Origin of the sequence: Methylobacterium tardum, assembly GCF_023546765.1 — a bacterium.
In the GTDB taxonomy this organism is placed as follows: domain Bacteria; phylum Pseudomonadota; class Alphaproteobacteria; order Rhizobiales; family Beijerinckiaceae; genus Methylobacterium; species Methylobacterium tardum.
This window is the reverse complement of record NZ_CP097484.1, coordinates 1,042,115-1,060,378: the sequence shown is the minus strand read 5'-3', so window position 1 is coordinate 1,060,378 and position 18,264 is coordinate 1,042,115. Positions and strand designations below refer to the sequence as shown.

12 protein-coding genes are annotated in these 18,264 nt (G+C 63.2%); 7 read left to right on the top strand and 5 right to left on the bottom strand.

Going from position 1 to position 18,264, the window contains the following annotated elements; genetic code table 11:
• Positions 1-5: 5 nt before the first annotated feature.
• A complete protein-coding gene (locus M6G65_RS05145) occupies positions 6-1,070 on the top strand; it encodes a glycosyltransferase family 2 protein (RefSeq protein ID WP_250103647.1) in 1,065 nt (354 codons plus the stop codon).
• Positions 1,071-1,082: 12 nt separating this feature from the next.
• Here M6G65_RS05145 and M6G65_RS05140 read toward each other — a convergent pair.
• Positions 1,083-2,043 (bottom strand): IS630 family transposase gene (locus tag M6G65_RS05140; protein WP_238199361.1). Its coding sequence is split into 2 segments (ribosomal slippage): positions 1,083-1,698 and positions 1,697-2,043, totalling 963 coding nucleotides; the frame shifts between segments, so codons are not numbered across the junction.
• A 297-nt stretch (positions 2,044-2,340) separates the two neighbouring features.
• On the opposite strand from M6G65_RS05140, the gene M6G65_RS05135 reads away from it, so the two are divergent.
• The gene (locus tag M6G65_RS05135) at positions 2,341-5,208 is read left to right on the top strand and encodes a family 16 glycosylhydrolase (protein WP_250103646.1); all 2,868 of its coding nucleotides are present in this window, start codon (positions 2,341-2,343) and stop codon (positions 5,206-5,208) included.
• A 254-nt stretch (positions 5,209-5,462) separates the two neighbouring features.
• Here the strand turns inward: M6G65_RS05135 and M6G65_RS05130 are convergent, their stop codons facing one another.
• Together M6G65_RS05130 and M6G65_RS05125 are read right to left on the bottom strand one after the other, a co-directional pair.
• Positions 5,463-6,776 (bottom strand): HlyD family type I secretion periplasmic adaptor subunit, encoded by a 1,314-nt coding sequence (locus M6G65_RS05130; protein WP_430929547.1) that lies wholly within the window; start codon positions 6,774-6,776, stop codon positions 5,463-5,465.
• Entirely contained in the window at positions 6,776-8,548 is a 1,773-nt protein-coding gene (locus tag M6G65_RS05125; protein ID WP_238200229.1) for a type I secretion system permease/ATPase, read from the bottom strand. The genes M6G65_RS05130 and M6G65_RS05125 overlap by 1 nt, the downstream gene beginning before the upstream one ends.
• A 784-nt stretch (positions 8,549-9,332) precedes the next feature.
• Here M6G65_RS05125 and M6G65_RS05120 point away from each other — a divergent pair.
• From M6G65_RS05120 to M6G65_RS05100, 5 genes are all read left to right on the top strand, one after another.
• Positions 9,333-9,842, top strand: a complete 510-nt coding sequence (locus M6G65_RS05120; RefSeq protein WP_238200231.1) for a hypothetical protein — start codon at positions 9,333-9,335, stop codon at positions 9,840-9,842.
• Positions 9,843-10,189: 347 nt separating this feature from the next.
• On the top strand, positions 10,190-10,435 hold the full coding sequence (locus M6G65_RS05115; protein WP_250103645.1) for a FitA-like ribbon-helix-helix domain-containing protein: 246 nt from the start codon (positions 10,190-10,192) through the stop codon (positions 10,433-10,435).
• Positions 10,432-10,851 (top strand): type II toxin-antitoxin system VapC family toxin, encoded by a 420-nt coding sequence (locus tag M6G65_RS05110; protein WP_238200235.1) that lies wholly within the window; start codon positions 10,432-10,434, stop codon positions 10,849-10,851. The genes M6G65_RS05115 and M6G65_RS05110 overlap by 4 nt, the downstream gene beginning before the upstream one ends.
• 1,265 nt (positions 10,852-12,116) lie before the next feature.
• Positions 12,117-12,896: a sugar transferase gene (locus M6G65_RS05105; RefSeq protein WP_250103644.1), complete on the top strand. Its 780-nt coding sequence runs from the start codon at positions 12,117-12,119 to the stop codon at positions 12,894-12,896.
• Between the two features lie 86 nt (positions 12,897-12,982).
• Entirely contained in the window at positions 12,983-13,213 is a 231-nt protein-coding gene (locus M6G65_RS05100) for a hypothetical protein (protein WP_238200356.1), read from the top strand.
• 1,044 nt (positions 13,214-14,257) lie between these two features.
• On the opposite strand, the gene galE is transcribed toward M6G65_RS05100, so the two are convergent.
• Positions 14,258-15,250: a UDP-glucose 4-epimerase GalE gene (gene galE / locus M6G65_RS05095; RefSeq protein ID WP_250104210.1), complete on the bottom strand. Its 993-nt coding sequence runs from the start codon at positions 15,248-15,250 to the stop codon at positions 14,258-14,260.
• 839 nt (positions 15,251-16,089) lie between these two features.
• Complete coding sequence (locus M6G65_RS05090) at positions 16,090-16,605, bottom strand: hypothetical protein (RefSeq protein WP_238200288.1); 516 nt, start codon at positions 16,603-16,605, stop codon at positions 16,090-16,092.
• Between the last annotated feature and the right edge of the window lie 1,659 nt (positions 16,606-18,264).

Genomic DNA, 18,264 nt, shown 5'->3' with positions numbered 1-18,264 from the left:
GAGAGGTGCAAACGCCGATGTTGCGGTTCCTGACCAAGTCCGCGCGCCCGCAGCCCGCGTCCCGGCCGCCGGTCGGGCGGCGGATCTCGGTCGTCATCCCGTCCTACAACCATGCGGCCTACATCGCGCAGGCAATCGGCTCCGTGCTGGATCAGGACCGCCCGGTCGATGAGCTGATCATCGTTGACGACCGCTCCACCGACGCGTCGCGGGCCGTCATCGCCAAGGCCATCGACGGTTATGCCGGCCCGGTCCGCATCCTGTGCGACCTGCTCGACCGAAACGGCGGCGCCCACGCGGCGATCGCGCACGGCCTGTCGAAGGCCAGCGGGGACGTGCTCACCATTCTGAATTCGGATGATGCCTACGCGCCGGACCGGTTCCGCGCGATCCACGCGGCGCTGCCGCCGGACGGCGACTTCATCGCGTTCACGGGCGTCGACTTCATGGACGATTCCGGCGCCCGGCTCGCCGAGGACGATCCGGTCCGGGTCTGGTACCGCGACGTGTTGGGTCAGGCGGGCGCCTGCCCGACGATCGGCTTCGCGCTGCTGCGGGCCAACATCGCGGTGACGAGCGGCAACCTCGTCTTCTCGCGCGGTCTCTACAAGCGGGTCGGCCCGTTCGCGGCCTACCGCATGTGTCACGACTGGGACTTCCTCATCCGCTGCATGGTCCACGTGGAGCCGATCTTCGTGCCCGGCGCGCATCTCCGGTACCGGACACACCTGACCAACACGCTCAAATCCACCGGCGACCTGATGCACAGCGAGGGATCGGCGGCGCTGAAGACCTATCTGGCGCTGATCGCCCGGGGACCGACGGCCAACCGGCTAGCGCCCACACCCGAGAACTGGCCGGTCTATTTCCGATTCTTCATCGCGACCTACGCGCCCTGGTTCACCGGGCAGCCGATCGAAAAGGTCGCCCGGCAGCTCTTCCCGGACCTCGAGACGCTTCCCTCCTGGCTGTCGGCGGCGCCGGTGGCGGGCGGCTTCCTCACGGCGCCCACGCCCGAGCAGGATGCGCTGGCCTTGCGTCGGGTCGTTGACCTGCTGATGCCGCGCTAGAGCGGGTCCCGATCAGCTGGAAGCACAAGCGTCATCCTCGTAGCCGGCCGCCGTGAAGTAGTTGCGGCACTCTTCGGGCGAGAAGCGCGTGAAGGCTTTGTGGATGGCCCCCCAGAGATCGCTGACTGTGCGGGCCGCCGCGCTGCGCAGGATTGCTTTGAGCTTCGCGAAGGCCAGTTCAATCGGGTTGAAGTCAGGCGAGTACGGTGGGAGGTACAGGAGCCGGGCTCCGGCTGCCTCGATCGTCTCGCGCACGCCCGCTACCTTGTGGGCGCCGAGATTGTCCAGGATGAGCGTGTCGCCGGGCCTCAGGGTCGGGACCAGTGTCTCTGACACGTAGGCGCGGAAGCGTTCACCCGTCACAGGCCCGTCCAGCAGCGCAACCGCACTCGGCCCGCTCGTGCGCAACCCGGCAATGACCGTGGTGGTTTTCCAGTGCCCGGCCGGCGCCGCGATCCGGCAGCGCGCGCCGCGCTCTGCCCAGCCGTAGCGGCGAACCATGCTGGTGGTGGCCGCCGTCTCGTCCAAGAACACGAGGCGCTCGGGATCGAGCTCGGGCTGGCCCGCAAACCAAGCCTCACGTGCCGCTCTTACGTCGTCTCGCTCCTGCTCCGCTGCGTGCAGCGCCCCTTTTGCGCGTGATCCGGTGCCGGGCGAAGAAGCGCGATAAGCTGCTGGTGCTGACCGCGACCCCGTGTGCCTGCAGAGCCTCGCGCAACTCCCGCAGGAGGATCTGCGGGCGAGCCTGGTAGGTCCGCCGGATGAGCTCGGCATGAACCTCAATGTGGCGGGAGCGCTGGTCGCCGCCCAACGGCTTGGGTGCGACGTGACCCACGCGCCGCTTCTGCTGTGACCAGCGGCTGGCGCTGGCCCGGCTCACGCCGAAGCGCTCGGCGGCCTGTCGGTAGGTCGCCCCGGCTGAGACTGCAGACGCCACGCGCTGGCGCAGATCAACGGACAAGGTTGTGGGCATGGGCGCCTCCTTACCCCGTCAACCCTCAGTCACCCAGCATAGCTTCCGATCGGACGAAGCCCGCTCTAGCGGAATGAGCCAGATAGCTCAGCTTGATGGTCGCTGGCCTGTTCTTTGTAATGGCGATCGAGTGCCGCGCGCTGCCGAGGAAATCGGCTTATGTGCCTACTGCTCACTGGTAGAGAGTTTAGCGATTTTTTAATTTTTATAGACTAATTTATATTACGATCCTAAATCGCTGTCGATATTCTAGAGTAAACTTGCAAAAGTTAACAGCGCGTGCTCATGGGGACATGAATGCTCGATCTTACGGGCTACAAGCTGACGTTTGACGACGAATTCAACACGCGCAGCATCTCCCAGGCATCGGGTAGCACAACCTGGGGTGATATCCGCTCTCAGTGGCGCTATGATGCCAACTCTGACATCGGCTTCGGACATTCCTCGTTCGTCGACCCCGCCTCCGGCTACGATCCCTTCAAAGTCTCAGGCGGTGCGCTGACCATCACCGCTGTTCCCGACAAGACCGCCTCGGGTTATCCCGGAAGTTGGGAGTCGGGGCTGATCACAACACAGGGTAGCTTCTCGCAGACCTACGGGTACTTCGAAATCCGTGCCGATTTCTCCGACATGAAGGGCGCATGGGATGCGTTCTGGTTGCTGCCCGACAAACCAGCGGCCAACCCCAACAACTTGCCAGGCTGGCAGGAACTCGACATCGCCGAGCACTATGGAGACAACGACAAGGGCGTCTACAGCACGATCCACACGACGGATCAGACTCCCAACATCCCCTGGCAGCAGAACCGGCAGGTCTACAGCGAGCTGGCGAACGCGCCGGGCTATCACACCTACGGAATGGATTGGCAGAAGGATAAGATCAGCTTCTACGTCGACGGGCAGTTCGTCGGCTCGCAGGCCACGCCGAGCGACATGACCGGCCCGATGTATCTTGTAGCCAATCTCGCCACCCAGAGTGGTGCGGACGTGGCGGGCAAGCCGATCTCCTCTTCGATCGATTACATTCGGGCCTACTCCAAGAGTCCAGACGCGGTGGCGGTGATCCAAGGCACCGTGTCGGCTCCCGACGGTGCCGATCCGGGCCACTACGGCGCAACCAGCGCAAACTCACACACACTTGAAGCGTTTGGGGTGACGCGGCTGGATCAGGTGGGCAGCGGGTTCTTTCTGGACGACAGCACGGGGTCGGGCCCCTCGCTCAAACTTAGCGGATCCGTCGTGACCGCGGGTCAGCTCGGCGGCTGGACCCCGATTGGCGCGGAAAAGACGGCCACCGGCTACGAGGTGGCCTGGAAGATGACGGGCGCGGACCAGTACACGGTGTGGAACACCGACGCGAACGGCAACTACATTGCATCTCCCATCGGCACGGTGTCGGGCTCGGACCCGTCCCTGCTCGGGCTGGAGAAGAGCTTCGCGCAGGATCTGAACAACGACGGCCAGATCGGGGCCGTGCCCAAGACCGTCGAGGCGTTTGGGGTGACGCGGCTGGATCAGGTGGGCAGCGGGTTCTTTCTGGATGACAGCACGGGGTCGGGCCCCTCGCTCAAACTTAGCGGATCCATCGTGACCGCGGGTCAGCTCGGCGGCTGGACCCCGATTGGCGCGGAAAAGACGGCCACCGGCTACGAGGTGGCCTGGAAGATGACGGGCGCGGACCAGTACACGGTGTGGAACACCGACGCGAACGGCAACTACATTGCATCTCCCATCGGCACGGTGTCGGGCTCGGACCCGTCCCTGCTCGGGCTGGAGAAGAGCTTCGCGCAGGATCTGAACAACGACGGCCAGATCGGGGCCGTGCCCAAGACCGTCGAGGCGTTTGGGGTGACGCGGCTGGATCAGGTGGGCAGCGGGTTCTTTCTGGACGACAGCACGGGGTCGGGCCCCTCGCTCAAACTTAGCGGATCCATCGTGACCGCGGGTCAGCTCGGCGGCTGGACCCCGATTGGCGCGGAAAAGACGGCCACCGGCTACGAGGTGGCCTGGAAGATGACGGGCGCGGACCAGTACACGGTGTGGAACACCGACGCGAACGGCAACTACATTGCATCTCCCATCGGCACGGTGTCGGGCTCGGACCCGTCCCTGCTCGGGCTGGAGAAGAGCTTCGCGCAGGATCTGAACAACGACGGCCAGATCGGGGCCGTGCCCAAGACCGTCGAGGCGTTTGGGGTGACGCGGCTGGATCAGGTGGGCAGCGGGTTCTTTCTGGATGACAGCACGGGGTCGGGCCCCTCGCTCAAACTTAGCGGATCCATCGTGACCGCGGGTCAGCTCGGCGGCTGGACCCCGATTGGCGCGGAAAAGACGGCCACCGGCTACGAGGTGGCCTGGAAGATGACGGGCGCGGACCAGTACACGGTGTGGAACACCGACGCGAACGGCAACTACATTGCATCTCCCATCGGCACGGTGTCGGGCTCGGACCCGTCCCTGCTCGGGCTGGAGAAGAGCTTCGCGCAGGATCTGAACAACGACGGCCAGATCGGGGCCGTGCCCAAGACCGTCGAGGCGTTTGGGGTGACGCGGCTGGATCAGGTGGGCAGCGGGTTCTTTCTGGACGACAGCACGGGGTCGGGCCCCTCGCTCAAACTTAGCGGATCCATCGTGACCGCGGGTCAGCTCGGCGGCTGGACCCCGATTGGCGCGGAAAAGACGGCCACCGGCTACGAGGTGGCCTGGAAGATGACGGGCGCGGACCAGTACACGGTGTGGAACACCGACGCGAACGGCAACTACATTGCATCTCCCATCGGCACGGTGTCGGGCTCGGACCCGTCCCTGCTCGGGCTGGAGAAGAGCTTCGCGCAGGATCTGAACAACGACGGCCAGATCGGGGTCGCAAGTATTCTCAGCGCGATCAATGTGGGCTCGACCGGCACCGACAAGTTCGTGGCCAGCGCGGGCGTGGACAACTTCGTGTTTTACGCCAACTTCGGCAAGGACGTGATTTCAGGGTTCGACGTCAAACAGGACGGGCTGTGGTTTGATCACACCATGTTCTCCAGCCCGGCGGACATCCTGAACCACGCCACAGACGTGAACGGAAGCGTCACCATTGTTCTGGACGCCAACAACTCGGTGACGTTGCAGGGGGTCACCAAGGCTCAATTGACTGCGTCCGACTTCCACCTGGTGTGAGCGCCAACCAAGCTGAGCGGCTCTGTGGGCAGGGCCGTCATAGTCGGAACGGATCGCCTCGGTTTGAAGCAGAAAGCGCTTCTGTTCCAACCTCACTTGCCGCTCGCCTGATTTAGGATGCAGCGGGACAGTCGGTATTTCATGACCATGCAGCCCAGAACGGACCGCGGGAGGGGAGAAGCGTGCGCCTGAGCCGATCAAGCCACGCAGGCCCCACTGATGACGGCGCGAAGCATCGAGCCCCGCCGAGGTGCTTATCTTTCCCGCCACGCTTTCGCGACCTGGTCCTGCAACGGCTTGGTCAGGTATGAGATGACGGTGCGGTCGCCTGTTCGGATAAAGCTCTCCACCGGCATGCCGGGCACAAGCTTCATCCCTTGGAGGCGGTCGCGTTCCGCCTCCGGCACGCTCATGCGGATCGTGTAGTACGTCGCTCCCGTCTTGGTATCCTGACTGACATCGGCCGAGACCCGGCTCACTTCGCCGATCAGCTCTGGCGTGGTGCGCTGGTTGAAAGCGGAAAAGCGCAGCACCGCCCTTTGCCCGACCCGCACTTGGTCGATGTCTTGCGGCTGGATCTTGGCTTCAACCGTGAGCGCATCCGCCTCTGGCACGATCAGCATGATCGGCTCAGCCCCTGGCGTGATGACGCCTCCTACAGTGTGAACGTTGAGCTGGTGCACCGTTCCGCTCTGGGGCGCGCGGATGTCTACGCGCTTGAGCTGGTCTTCGGCCGCCACCTTCTTTTCAACCAGCTCCGAGGTTTTGGCACGGATCTCGGCCAAGTCCTTGCCGACCTCCGTTCGTAGGTCTTGGTCGATCTGCAGGATCTGGAGCTCGGTTTCGCTGATCCTGCCTTTGGTTTGAGCGATGGTAGACACAAGCGTGCCCCGCTCACCCTCGATCCGAGCCGCATCGCGTTCTAAAGCCGTCATCCGCCCGATCTGGATCAGATTCTTCTGCCAAAGCTCGCGAACGCCCTTCAGCTCCTCGAACACAAGTGCGAGTTCGCGCTTCTTGGCCGCCAGCTGGTCGGTGAGGCCCGAGATTTGTTCGCGGAGCTGAGCGATGCGCTCCCTAAACTGCGCGCTCTGACCGTCCCGCGCCGCGCGGCGGATTCCAAACAGCTTTTGCTCGCCTTGGACCACCCGGGCCACCGCGGGATCCTTTGTTCGCGCCAAAAGATCGGCCGGGAACACGATCCGCTCGGTTCCGTCCTGCTCGGCCTCATCGCGAGCCTGCACGGCCGCGAGTTCGTCTAGATTTTTGGTGACAATCGCCAAATTGGCGCGGGTTTGTGTGTCGTCGAGGCGCACCACCACGTCGCCGGCTTTGACGGGATCACCCTCCCGCACGTTGATCTCGCTCACCACGCCACCGGTCGGATGCTGAACCTTCTTCAGGTTCGAGGCCACAACCAGCGATCCGGGCGCGATCACGGCGCCGGACAGCTCTGCGGTCGCCGCCCAGCCCCCGACACCGAAAGCCAAAAGGCCGGCCACCGCCGCCCCGCCCAGCAGCGAGCGGCGCATCGAGCGATAGGTTTTGCTTTTGGGATCCATGTTCATCAGACCGCGCCTGCCGCTGCGGCTGCGGGCCGCACAGGCCCACCCGGCGCCGGCATGGTTGCTGGCGCCACCGCCTGTGCGGCCGGACGCAGGACCTGCTCCTTGGGTCCCAACGCCTGGGCTTCGCCGCCACTCATCACGAGCACCTGGTCGACGGCCGCCAAGGCGCTCGGCCGGTGCGCTACGATCACCGCAATCCCACCGCGCGCCCGCACATTTGCGATCGCCCGCGTCAGCGCTTGTTCGCCTTCGCTGTCCAGGTTTGAGTTGGGCTCGTCCAGCACCACGAGGAATGGATCGCCATACAGGGCTCGAGCCAGGCCAATGCGCTGTCGTTGTCCGCCCGACAGCGCCATCCCGCCCTCGCCGACGCGGGTATCATAACCCTGCGAAAGACGCACAATCAGCCCATGCACGCCCGCCTGCTCGGCGGCCCGGATGATCGTGTCAGGATCGGCGTCGGGCGCAAATCGGGCGATGTTCTGCCCGATCGTGCCTTCAAACAGTTCGATATCCTGCGGCAGATAACCCACATGCCGACCCAAAGCTTCGGGCGACCATTGATCCAGCGCCGCTCCGTCAAGCCGCACGCTGCCGCGCGCCGGTCGCCACACGCCCACTAAGGCTCGCGCCAGCGACGACTTGCCCGACGCGCTCGGGCCGATGACGCCCAGCGCGCTTCCGCTTTGCAGGGCAAATGACACGTCCCTGACCACAATCCGCTGATCGCCGGGCGGCACCAAACTGAGCGCCTCAACCGACAGCGTGGACGCGGGCCGACGCAAGGGCAGTGGCTCGGCGGTCTCGGGAACAGCCGCGAACAGTTCGTGCAAGCGCGCCCAGCTTTGGCGAGCGCCGGCAAACGCCTTCCAGTGCGCGATCACCAGCTCAACCGGCGCCAGGGCGCGGGCGGACAGAATCGAGCCGGCGATAATGATGCCGCTGCTCGCCTCGCCATGGATGACAAGATAAGCCCCAAGTCCGAGCACGCCCGATTGCAAGGCCATACGCGCCACCTTGGACGCGCCTCCAAGCCCACTCGCGACGTCGCCTGCGTGTTCGTGCGCGTCCAGATGCTGCTGGTTGACCGCGCTCCAGCGCGCGCTTAAGCGCCCGCCCATGCCCATGGCCGCCACCACCTCGGCGTTGCGCCGGCTCGCTTCCGCAAGGCTCATGCGCGCTGCCCCGTGCAGGGCCGCAGCCTTGACGGGCCTGCGAGTGAACTCTTCGGTGCAGATCGTCAGCAGCACCAGCACAACGGCTCCCGCCGTGGCGGCAAGTCCGATCAAAGGATGGAATAGGAAGCAGATCGCCAAGTAGAATGGCATCCAAGGCAGATCAAAGAAGCCTGGTGGCCCGCTCCCGGCGAGAAAGCTCCGCACCTGATCAAGATCGCGCAAGGGCTGCAGGCCCATGCTGCCACCCTGCCCCATCAAGGGCAGACGGGTCACAAGCGCGAACACGCGCGGGCTCAATCGCTCATCCAGCGACCGCGCCATGCGCGCGAGCACGCGCTGGCGGCAAAAATCCAGCGCCGCTTGGCCTGCATAGAGAACAGCGGCCAAAGCCGAAAGGGCGATCAGGGTCGGCACGCTCCGACTCGGGATGACCCGGTCGTAAACCTGGAGCATGTAAAAAGAGCCGGTGAGGTACAGGACGTTGATCAAAGCGCTGAACAGAGACAGCCCGATCAAAGCGCCTCGGCAGCCGCGCACGGCCGACAAAAAGCCCACAGGAGCTAACTTTGAGGCGGCGGATGCTGATGTCTGCACGTCGTCGTTCCACAATTTTGGGCTTAGGCCAAGGCCGATCGACCACTCAAGACCGCGCTTTGAGTGGCTCAGTATGCGCAAAACTGGTGTGAGACGCTGAACTCCTACTCACCCCGGACGGTGTCCACTTGGCGCCCCCTCTTCTATTTCGGTCAGCTCGGCTGAGTATGCGGCAGATCTGTCTCGAAGCATAAGATTAACATCGCCTTAACGGGTCCGCCAGATCTTGCAACGGCTCGGCAGGTTCGATTAAATCTGTGCGCCTCCGCGATCTGATCATTGGAGGTGACACCGAACAGCGCCAGGGCCGCACGGATGTTCTTGGCCCCGGCGTCGAGTTGCAGCTCGTTGGATGGTCAGTGATGCGGCTCGCCCCCGAGCCAGCGCCCCGGCGACCTGGGCTCGTCCGCCGGAAGCCCTACCCTTATGGTTCAAGATCGCCGTGCTTCTCCTCGTGGCGATCTTCGGCATGATGAAGGCAGGCACTATGATGGCAGAAGAAGCGTCGAATGCGCAGGCGCAGCGTCATGGGCTGAGCAAAGCGGTGTGGACGCCAGGATAATTCCGGCAAAGCGGGCAGGTAGGGGCAGCATGGTGGTGTCTCTTGGCGGCGACGCTCAGCCTACCCGTCACGCCTGCTTCGTCACCTCAGCCCACTCAGTCCCTCACAAACGGCCTAAGTCGAGCTAAGCGCGCTCACAGAGATCCCGGCACAGCCAGTTGACTTTTTGGGTCAGCGCGGCTCTGAGCCAGCACTCTGGAAAGCAACAAGTGTGATGAATCGTTGGAAGACGACAGCACGCTCGCTAAAGCCCTGGTTGATGTAAGGCGGCAGCGCGCGACTCTTGAGGCCAAATTCGAGCAACTCAGCGCCGAGCTGTCGAAGCTCCGTCTCGCTGAGAGGTCGCTCGCGGCAATCGTGGAAGGCGCCACAATGGATGAGCCAGTTGCCGATCCGTCTAGTCGCCGTCGCTCACCGAGCGGTGATGATCAGCCTCGCTCTGGCCGCGCGACCGGCCGCGGAAGCCGTGGGCCGCGAGCCAACTCGGCCAAGGGTCGACTGAAGACTCTCTTGGAGGATGCCGGCATACAGGGCTTGTCGCACGCCCAGATCAGCGATCGCTTGCACGCTGTGGCTCCCAACACCCTGGCCACGTATCTCAGCGTGATGACAACGAGCGGCGAGTTGGAGCGGCACGGCGATCTCTATCGCGCCGCTGCTCCGGCTGCGGACGTCGAGGAGCAGACGTCCGATGAGGTAGCTACCGACGCTGTTATGCACGATCGAGCTTAGGCGACTGACTAGGAGCCTCTCCGAGTAAGTGTCCCGACGGAGTGGCTTGCAGGTTGGGCTCACGGTGCCGGCCGTCAGGGCGACGAGACGCCGGACTGGATGGCCGACAAGCAGCGACGGACGCAGCCGGCCGTCGGAGGCTGACCAAGCTGGCCTGGGATTGCCCCGTTTTTGTGAACGGTCAGGGGACTTGGTTGATTAGGGTCAATTCGGCGGCCTGCAGCCTCGACCACTGTGCACATGAGATAGCTCGGCGATTGAGGGCGTCAGCGTTAGCCGTGAGGTGAGATGTTCCTTGATTTCGGCCAAGCGAGATGATATCACGATATCATTAGCGAGGGTGTGAAGTGGCTCAGCTCGTCGTTCGCAACTTAGCCGAGAGTGTCAAGGTCGGCCTGCGGCGCCGGGCAGAACGACACGGCCGAAGCGTGGAGGCAGAAGTCCGAGAAATCCTGCAAGCCGCAATCGGAGATGATGGCGGGGCGCAGGTTCCGCTTGGAAGCCGCATCGCGGCGCGCTTTTCTCATGTCGGCTTCGGCGAGGAAATTCGCGAGCAGCGGGGCACCATGGGCCAGCCGGCAGTGTTCGAGTGATTGTACTCGACACTAATGTCCTCTCCGCTCTGATGCACATCGAGCCAGATCGCGTGGTTTTGTCTTGGCTCGATCGCCAACCCCTCGAATCAATTTGGATTACGTCCATCACGGTATTCGAAGCCAAGTTCGGCCTCGAACTCCTACCATCAGGGCGCCGGCGAATGCAGCTGGAGCGCGCACTCGAGCTGGTGATGCAGGAGGATCTCGCCGGCAGAGTCCTGTCCTTTGACCAATCAGCAGCCGAGCAGGCCGCGATCTTAGCCGCACAGCGCAAGCGCGCCGGCACGCCTGTTGACTTCCGCGACACCGCAATCGCGGGTATTGTTCTGGCGCGCCGCGCAATGTTGGCGACGCGAAACCGGCGGCATTTCTCGGACGCCGGGATCTCACTTGTCGATCCTTGGACAGCCTGAAAGATGCCGGTACGTGTCTGGTGACCTCGGCTGCGGGCGCATTTACGCGCGAGCGCGGTCCTCGACCGTGCACCTAACACACCGATTGTTACAAATACGCACCAAGTCTCACCAGCCCGTGATCAGATTGGGCAGCGGGGTCGATGTCGCGACGGCGAGCGGCGCATGCACACGATCAGCACCCTGAGCAAATGGCTTTCGCAGCATCACGTCCGCCCTGCACAAGGCGGCCCATCGTTGCTTCACGATCATAGGCCGGCGGAGCAGCGGCCGGAGCCGGTTTACCGATCTTTAAGCCTGATGCAGCGGACGTAGCGCCGGTCTCTGCCACGTCGGCGCCGAATGATCGCGCAGCCATCGCAGGTGGCTTCAAGAGATCCCCAGGGTGCAGTGTCTCCCAGGCCATGCGGGTGCGCCTAGAGGCTTCCAACACTGCAACTGGGTTTACACCGCCAGACACGCTCTCCGCTTTCCGCGTCGTGATGGTGCCTGGGATAACTACCGATGGTAAGGCGTCATCGATCTCGGCCGAGACTAACGGAAGCACGACCGGCCGTGCTGGGACGCTGGCCACTGTTGCCGCTGGCAGCGCGCTGTAGGCTGTTGGCCCAATCGGCAGACGCGAGCACGCACTCGTCAGCATGGCTACCGCTCCTAGAGCCGCAATCGGTTTTCCAATCATGACCATCCTGACGCGCTGCTCGGCCTTTCTGGCCAAGCTTAAGCCCGACCGTTAACCCTATCACGCGCATGGTTTCAATCTGCGAGCCTCTCTTTACCCCGCTCGTTTTGGCCCGCTCGGATGACGCTCCAGTTAGCGCGACGGCGCGCCGCAGCCGCGGACTGCCTGCGGGACAATCCCTCGTAGAAATCTTGCAACGGTTTTGGCTGGTCGGGGGTTCATAGGCCAGTGCAGCGCAAAACCGGGTACGGTTTGGGCGCGTGAATTGTGCCGATTGCGTCCTGTGTGCGTTCAGCGTTGTGGCGCTGGGCTCGCGATCGTGCCTCGCCGCCATGTCGGGTCTCGACCGTGAGATCAGGCGGCCAGGATGGCTACGTAACATATACCTAACGCGAAGCCGCGCGAGGGGCGTCAGCGCGCCCACAAACACGGTATATGAGCACTATACAGCGCATATTGGTCGGTTTTGTGGCACTGCGAGATGGCTATATTGCCTTGCGGAGACTGATTTTCTGGGCTAGGAGCACTGCAACAACCAATCGTTAACCAACCCGCCACTGGCCTCGCCAAAGGAGCTGAGACCATGCTGACTCGCGCCGAAGCCCTTGCTCATCCTGGCTTTTCTGCATCGCAGCGTAGGCCAGAGGTGACCGATAGGGCCGAGCAGGCGGTCGGGCAGGTCAGCGGAGCGGCTGAGCTCGTGGCCGGGGCGGTTCTGCCGGAGGCGCCGTTCGTCGCGCGCGGCCTGCGGCTGGACTGGGCGGCCAAGCGGGGTCTGGATGTGAGCGTGGCGGTGACCGCGCTGTTCCTGCTCCTGCCGTTGCTCCTGCTCATCGCGGCGATCGTCTGGGCCGGCGATGGCAAGGCGCCGATCTTCCGCCACATGCGCATCGGCCGCGACGGACGCCGCTTCGGCTGCCTCAAGTTCCGCTCCATGGTCACCGACGGCGAGGCCGTGCTCGCCGCGCACTTGGCTTCCAGCCCGCAGGCCCGAGCCGAGTGGGCGGAGACCCACAAGCTCAGCGACGACCCGCGCATCACCGCGATCGGTCACGTGCTGCGCAAGACCTCGCTCGGCGAGCTGCCCCAGCTCTGGAACGTGCTGCGCGGCGAGATGAGCCTGGTCGGCCCGCGCCCGATCGTGGCCGCTGAGATCGCCCGCTACGATCACGCATTCGCCACCTGCTTTGCCGTGCCGCCCGGCGTGACGGGTTTGTGGCAGGTCTCAGGCCGGTCCGACACGACCTATGCCGAGCGCGTGGCGCTGGATCTCGACTACGCCACCCGCTGGAGCCTGCGCCGGGATTTCGCCATCATGCTCCGCACCATCCCGGCCGTGCTGGCTCAGCGCGGAAGCAAGTAGGGCGCAGCCTGTTACGATCCTAAGCTGTCCTGCGTAGCCTGCCCGGCGGCATAAGGGTCTATCGGGTCAGACGCAGGGACGTGATCATGAAGGGTCTTCTGCTGAACGCGCTGCTCGGTTTAGGGCTGGGTCGGTTCGGCTCGGTGTGGTGGCTGCTGATGTTCCTGCCAATCGTGGCAGTCGAACTCGCCTACGGTGTCTCCGTTTACCACCTCAACATGCATGCATGCATTCGACGCGGTGCGGCGCTGCTAGTTTGTGGCGAACTCGCGTTTTTGCTCGGCGCGCTGATGCGCCCCTTACGCGGCGAGACATAGCGCAGCTCAGAACCCGCTCAGGCTGCACGTCCATGGAAACATTTGGGTAGTCCACCGCTTCCAGCCCAAACGCAAAGAGCTGAGACCATGAGCTCATTCCAAAGCGGCACAGGAGGAACGCCGCAATTAGACAGGCGGCGCAACCTGGGGCGGCGACTATTTGCATGCTTCGGATCGGCGTCGATCCTGATCGCGGTTGTCCTCGTGGTAGTTGGGTGGATCGGCGTCCTCAGCTGGATGCTGATGCGGTTGCTTGGCTGGACCTGATCCTAGACGGCGGTGCTCGGCCGATTGGTAGGCATAAGCGGAGCGGTGTCGCAAAGGCGCCAGAACTCGGACGAACCCGAGGGCGTAAGCGACGAGGAACACGGCGGCCCAGTGCATGGTCGTACTCTCAAACTGCTTCCACCAGATCCGTGACCCAACGATAATTAATGGGCCGCTAATATGGCTTATAATGCAACCGCGTCATAAAATATAGTAGCTTTTTTGGCCAAAACGCAGCTGGATGAACTAACTTTCAACTTGATTCCCTGCTGCTCGTTACCCTGTTTCGAGAGCACGCCGACTTCGCGAAACGCCGATGTCGAGGCACATTCTGACGGTCAGAGTCGTCGGGGGCTCGGCGAGATGATTGGTCTCCACCATGCACTAGGCCGGGGCGTTTGCGCTCAACCGTGAGCATCAAGCGGCTTTCATGATTAGTTGGCTTTGATGGCAGGTTCTCGGGCACTGTCCAGTGCGCAGCTCTCGCAGTGGTTGAGGTCGAGCTGAATATAGACGACCAAAGCAAAATCCCTGGCATGAACACAACAAACCATCCGAGGCTGAGACCTGCAGTCTGATGATGGCGGCGATGAACGTCGTCCGATTGCTGCAATGGCCGGCGGACGAACGAAGGCGCAAAGGCGACATGTCGCCTTTGCGCAACTGCACCCACTGACGCCTTCCGAGTTGGGCCGAATTCGCCTCCATTATCGAAATGCGGGCGAACCACGAGACCGGGTCGCCATCAAGACGGGCCGCTCATCCTCATATGGGCAATTAAGCTCGGTTGCGTTTGCCGAGATGCTGTTCCCAGGCGAGCGCCTGGGCGACGATCGCGTCGAGGTCGTCATGCTGGGGCTTCCAACCCAGCCGATCGCGGATCAGCGCCGCCTCGGCGACGATCCGCGCCGGATCGCCGGGCCGGCGCGGGCAAAGACGCACCTCGAAATCGCGGCCGGACAACCGCTTCACCACATCGATGACCTCGAGCACCGAGTAGCCGCGGCCGTAACCGCAGTTCAGCGTCAGGCTCTCGCCGCCGGCTCTCAGGTGATCGAGCGCGACCCTGTGGGCTGCGGCGAGATCGGAGACTTGGATGTAGTCGCGCAGGCAGGAGCCGTCAGGCGTCGCGTAGTCGGTCCCGAACACGTCGAGCCGTTCGCGCTGCCCGAGGGCGGCCTGCGTGGCGACCTTGATCAGGTGCGTGGCATTGGGCGTCGACTGCCCGGAGCGGCCAGCCGGATCAGCACCGGCCACGTTGAAGTACCGCAAAATCACGTAGGAAAAGCCGTGGGCGGCCGCCGCGTCGGCGATCATCCACTCGCTCATGAGCTTCGATCGGCCGTAGGGGTTGATCGGCTTCAGCGGCAGATCCTCGGGGACGGGCACGACCTCCGGTTCGCCGTAGACGGCTGCCGTCGGCGAGAAGATCACATGCCGCACGCCGGCACGCACCGAGGCCTCGATCAGGGAGCGCGTCTTCACGGTGTTGGCAAGGTAGTAGCCCAGCGGATCGGACACGGAGTCCGGCACCACGATCCGGGCGGCGAAATGAGCCAGCGTATCGATCCTGTGCTGCAGGATCGTCTGTGTGACGAGCGCTTGGTCCGCCACGTCGCCGACCACAAGCTTGACGCCTTCCGGGACGGCCCAGTCGAAGCCCGTCGACAGATCGTCCAGGACGACGACCTCCTCATGGCCGGCATCGAGCAGCGCCAGAACCATGTGGCTGCCGATGTAGCCGGCGCCGCCCGTCACTAATACAGCCATCATTCACCTCAGGGCAGCCCATCCAGATTGGGCAAAGGCGTCTATGATCGTCGAGCTAGCATATGCGCGGCCATAGCGTCAGAAGGCGCATCAAGCCGTCAACGGCGAAGCTTGGTATTTGTGTGCCTCAGTGGCTTTGACGGGAACATGGTAGGCCGCCAAGAATGCCCGGAGCGTGGTCGGACGGGGCGGGAAAAGATGACGTCCCGCCTACTGGGCCCACCCCTCGCCCAAGGTTGCCTGCGGTGCGCCAGGCCGCCATCGAACAGCTCTTCGCAGCTTTGATCCCGCCAACGCGATGTCCGTGTTTTTGCCCCCCTGAAGACCGGACAGGATCTCGTGGCTGAGTACGAGCGCGTGAGCGGCGAGCTGACGAAGCTTTGCCTTGCAGAGCAGTCACTCGCGTCGATCGGCGAGGGGGCGCCTCTGGATGAACCAGCCAACAACCAGGCGAAGCGTCACCGGGCTTCCGCGGAGGACGGCCATCCTCGTGCTACCCGCGGGGTCCGCGGGCCCCGCGCCAACTCTGCCAAGGGGCGGTTGAGGACGCTTCTGGAAGAATCTGGCTCTCAGGGGCTAACACACCCTCAGATCGCGGAGCGCCTAGTGGACGTAGCCACTAACACGCTGGCTACATACCTCAGCGTGATGGCCAACAGCGGCGAGCTGAAACGGGACGGCGACAGATACCGTACCGGCGCTCCGGCGGCGGCCGCGTCGGACAAAGATGCTGCCACGGACGATCACGAAGCCAGCGATAAGGCTGAGGCGGCCGAGCAGGCCCATTCACCCCCTACCCTTAAGCCGTCCTGGTCTTGTGCTTGGTCCCTGCCGTTGCTTCACTTCGAGGCGGCAGTGGATGGTGCCGGACTCGCCTGGATTACAGGCGGAGTTGGCTTCTCCCCTGCATCGTGACCGTTCGAGAGTCGAACGTTTTCTGCTGCAACTGGGATGGTAGAAAGCAAAGGCAATGCATGAGTTTTCTGCCGCATTTGGTTCGTAATTTTCGGCAATGCTTCAGTTTTATGTCGATAAACCGGAAGTTTTGATTGCATAGTGTCAAGTATGTCTTTCGCGATCTGAAGTTTAAATTGGCTGTTTTCCTCTTCTGACAGTCGACGTTCTTCTGCTTCTACTTCCCTGATCGCAGCCTCTTGCGATTGGTGTTGCAGTTCCAGCGAAGCGAGCGCGAGACCCGTCGAAGCTCGCGCGAGAATGTCGCTCGTTTTCACCGTTGGACGCGATATGAGGATGTAGAAAGAATTTGCGATGAGGAATGCCAAAAAGACAAACAATACGATATCACCGCCTCTTCCGGAAATGGTCCAGAAAAGCAATATTACAAGTGCCGCCAAAGCGGAAAAGCCTAGTAATATGCATCTAAATATCGTCACTACTATTCTCGGGATTGATTTAAGGCGTCAGGTTTAGACAGGCGGTTTAAGGCCATATTGTGAATGAGGTCCGTACAGAGGTGTCTTCACGGGAATGGCACCTGCGCCAGTCGGCCGCATCGTAGCGAGGGCGGAGTACCTAAATCGCGACAGTTGGCATTCCCATTGCTGAGCCTTAGAGCCTACTGTTCATCGCCGGCATGGTGCGCCCTCGATCTCGGCTTGGAAGGGTTGAGGGCGGCCCTCTCCGCTGCCGTTGCCGGCTTTCTGCGATACAAGGACGCGCCGATTGTGCTTTCGCGGTTGAGACAGCTATGCCGATGCCGGGGTCTCCCCGATCTGCTCACGGTGCGGGGAGCGTCCGATCTCACCAGCGTGTGAGCCGAGCCGGTACGCAACTTGGCTCGGGTGCAGGATGGCTGGCGCAAGTTAGCAGGCTGTGGCGACGGCTCATCGCTGAGCGTGTCAGGTTGTAACTGCGTTTCCGATAAGCGCCGGGCTCACTCACGACCGGCGCGGGCGCACCTCCGGCACCGACAGGATGGTCTCGTGTCGGCGGCCGTCATCTCGCGGAGTTCCAGGCCTCTCGATCGGCAGCACGCGCGGCCGGTTATCGAACCCCGGCCATCCAATCGTGAAGATTGGCACGGTAGTACGGTGCGCGTACTTCCTCAGCATCGCTGTTCTAGCGATCTGCCTCCAGTGAAGGCGCGCAGCGATCCGCGTGCGATTGCGTCGATGAAGCCGGGCATATCTCTTACGCAAATAGGCGACCCTCACCTTCGCACGAGGCTTCCGTGCCGCTACCTGAGTACGGGGCGGCAGTGCCTGAGCCAAGTCGATGAGGCTGGGCCTCTCATAGCTGACCGGAGCGACGCGGTTCGCCGAAGTGATGCAGCCCGTGCAGATAGAGCCGGACAACTTCCGCCAAAGGCGCTCCTGCCGCTCGGCGAAGGATGTGTCTACCGCACTCGGTTGATCCACCTTGGATCGCTGTCGCTCCGATCTACGGTCGTGCCCGATCGGCGCCCCTATCGACGGTGCAGCCATTGCCACCACCGTGAGGAGCACAGTTATAACCCGCGCGACGCTCTTCACCTGATCCTCGAATCAACGACATGCTCGAACACCACATCCTGGCGAGATGGTCGCCTCCGCAAGATCTATGCAATCGATCTGCGTAGTTGCCGCCGAAAAGCAGGTGACAGACGCGTGAGATTTGCGCACCCGCAGCACGCAGGCCTGTCGGCATCCGCGAGGCCATGAGCGCACGAGAGAGCCCGCTCCGGCGAACCGGGCGGGGGCCTTCCCAGATCCGAGCCTAAGGGGGGTGTAGAGGCTGGATCCGCGCAGACGATGCCGTGCAGTGATAAAGAAGTGACCGCCACGGCGAACCGGGCGGGCTGAAGGTTGTGCGCCGGCAAGGCTGCACCGAAACGGACCGTTGACCACCGACACGGCACGGCCCTGCCGACGCGCGACCGATAGTCAGTCGCGGGCGGGTGTCTCGCGCGGAAAGATCAATTGATCAACCCCGGCGCGCACGAAAATGCCCCGCGCGGCTGGCCGGCGGGGCTGAAGGAGTCGCAAAGGAACGGCCGAGCCTCGTAGGGGACGGGC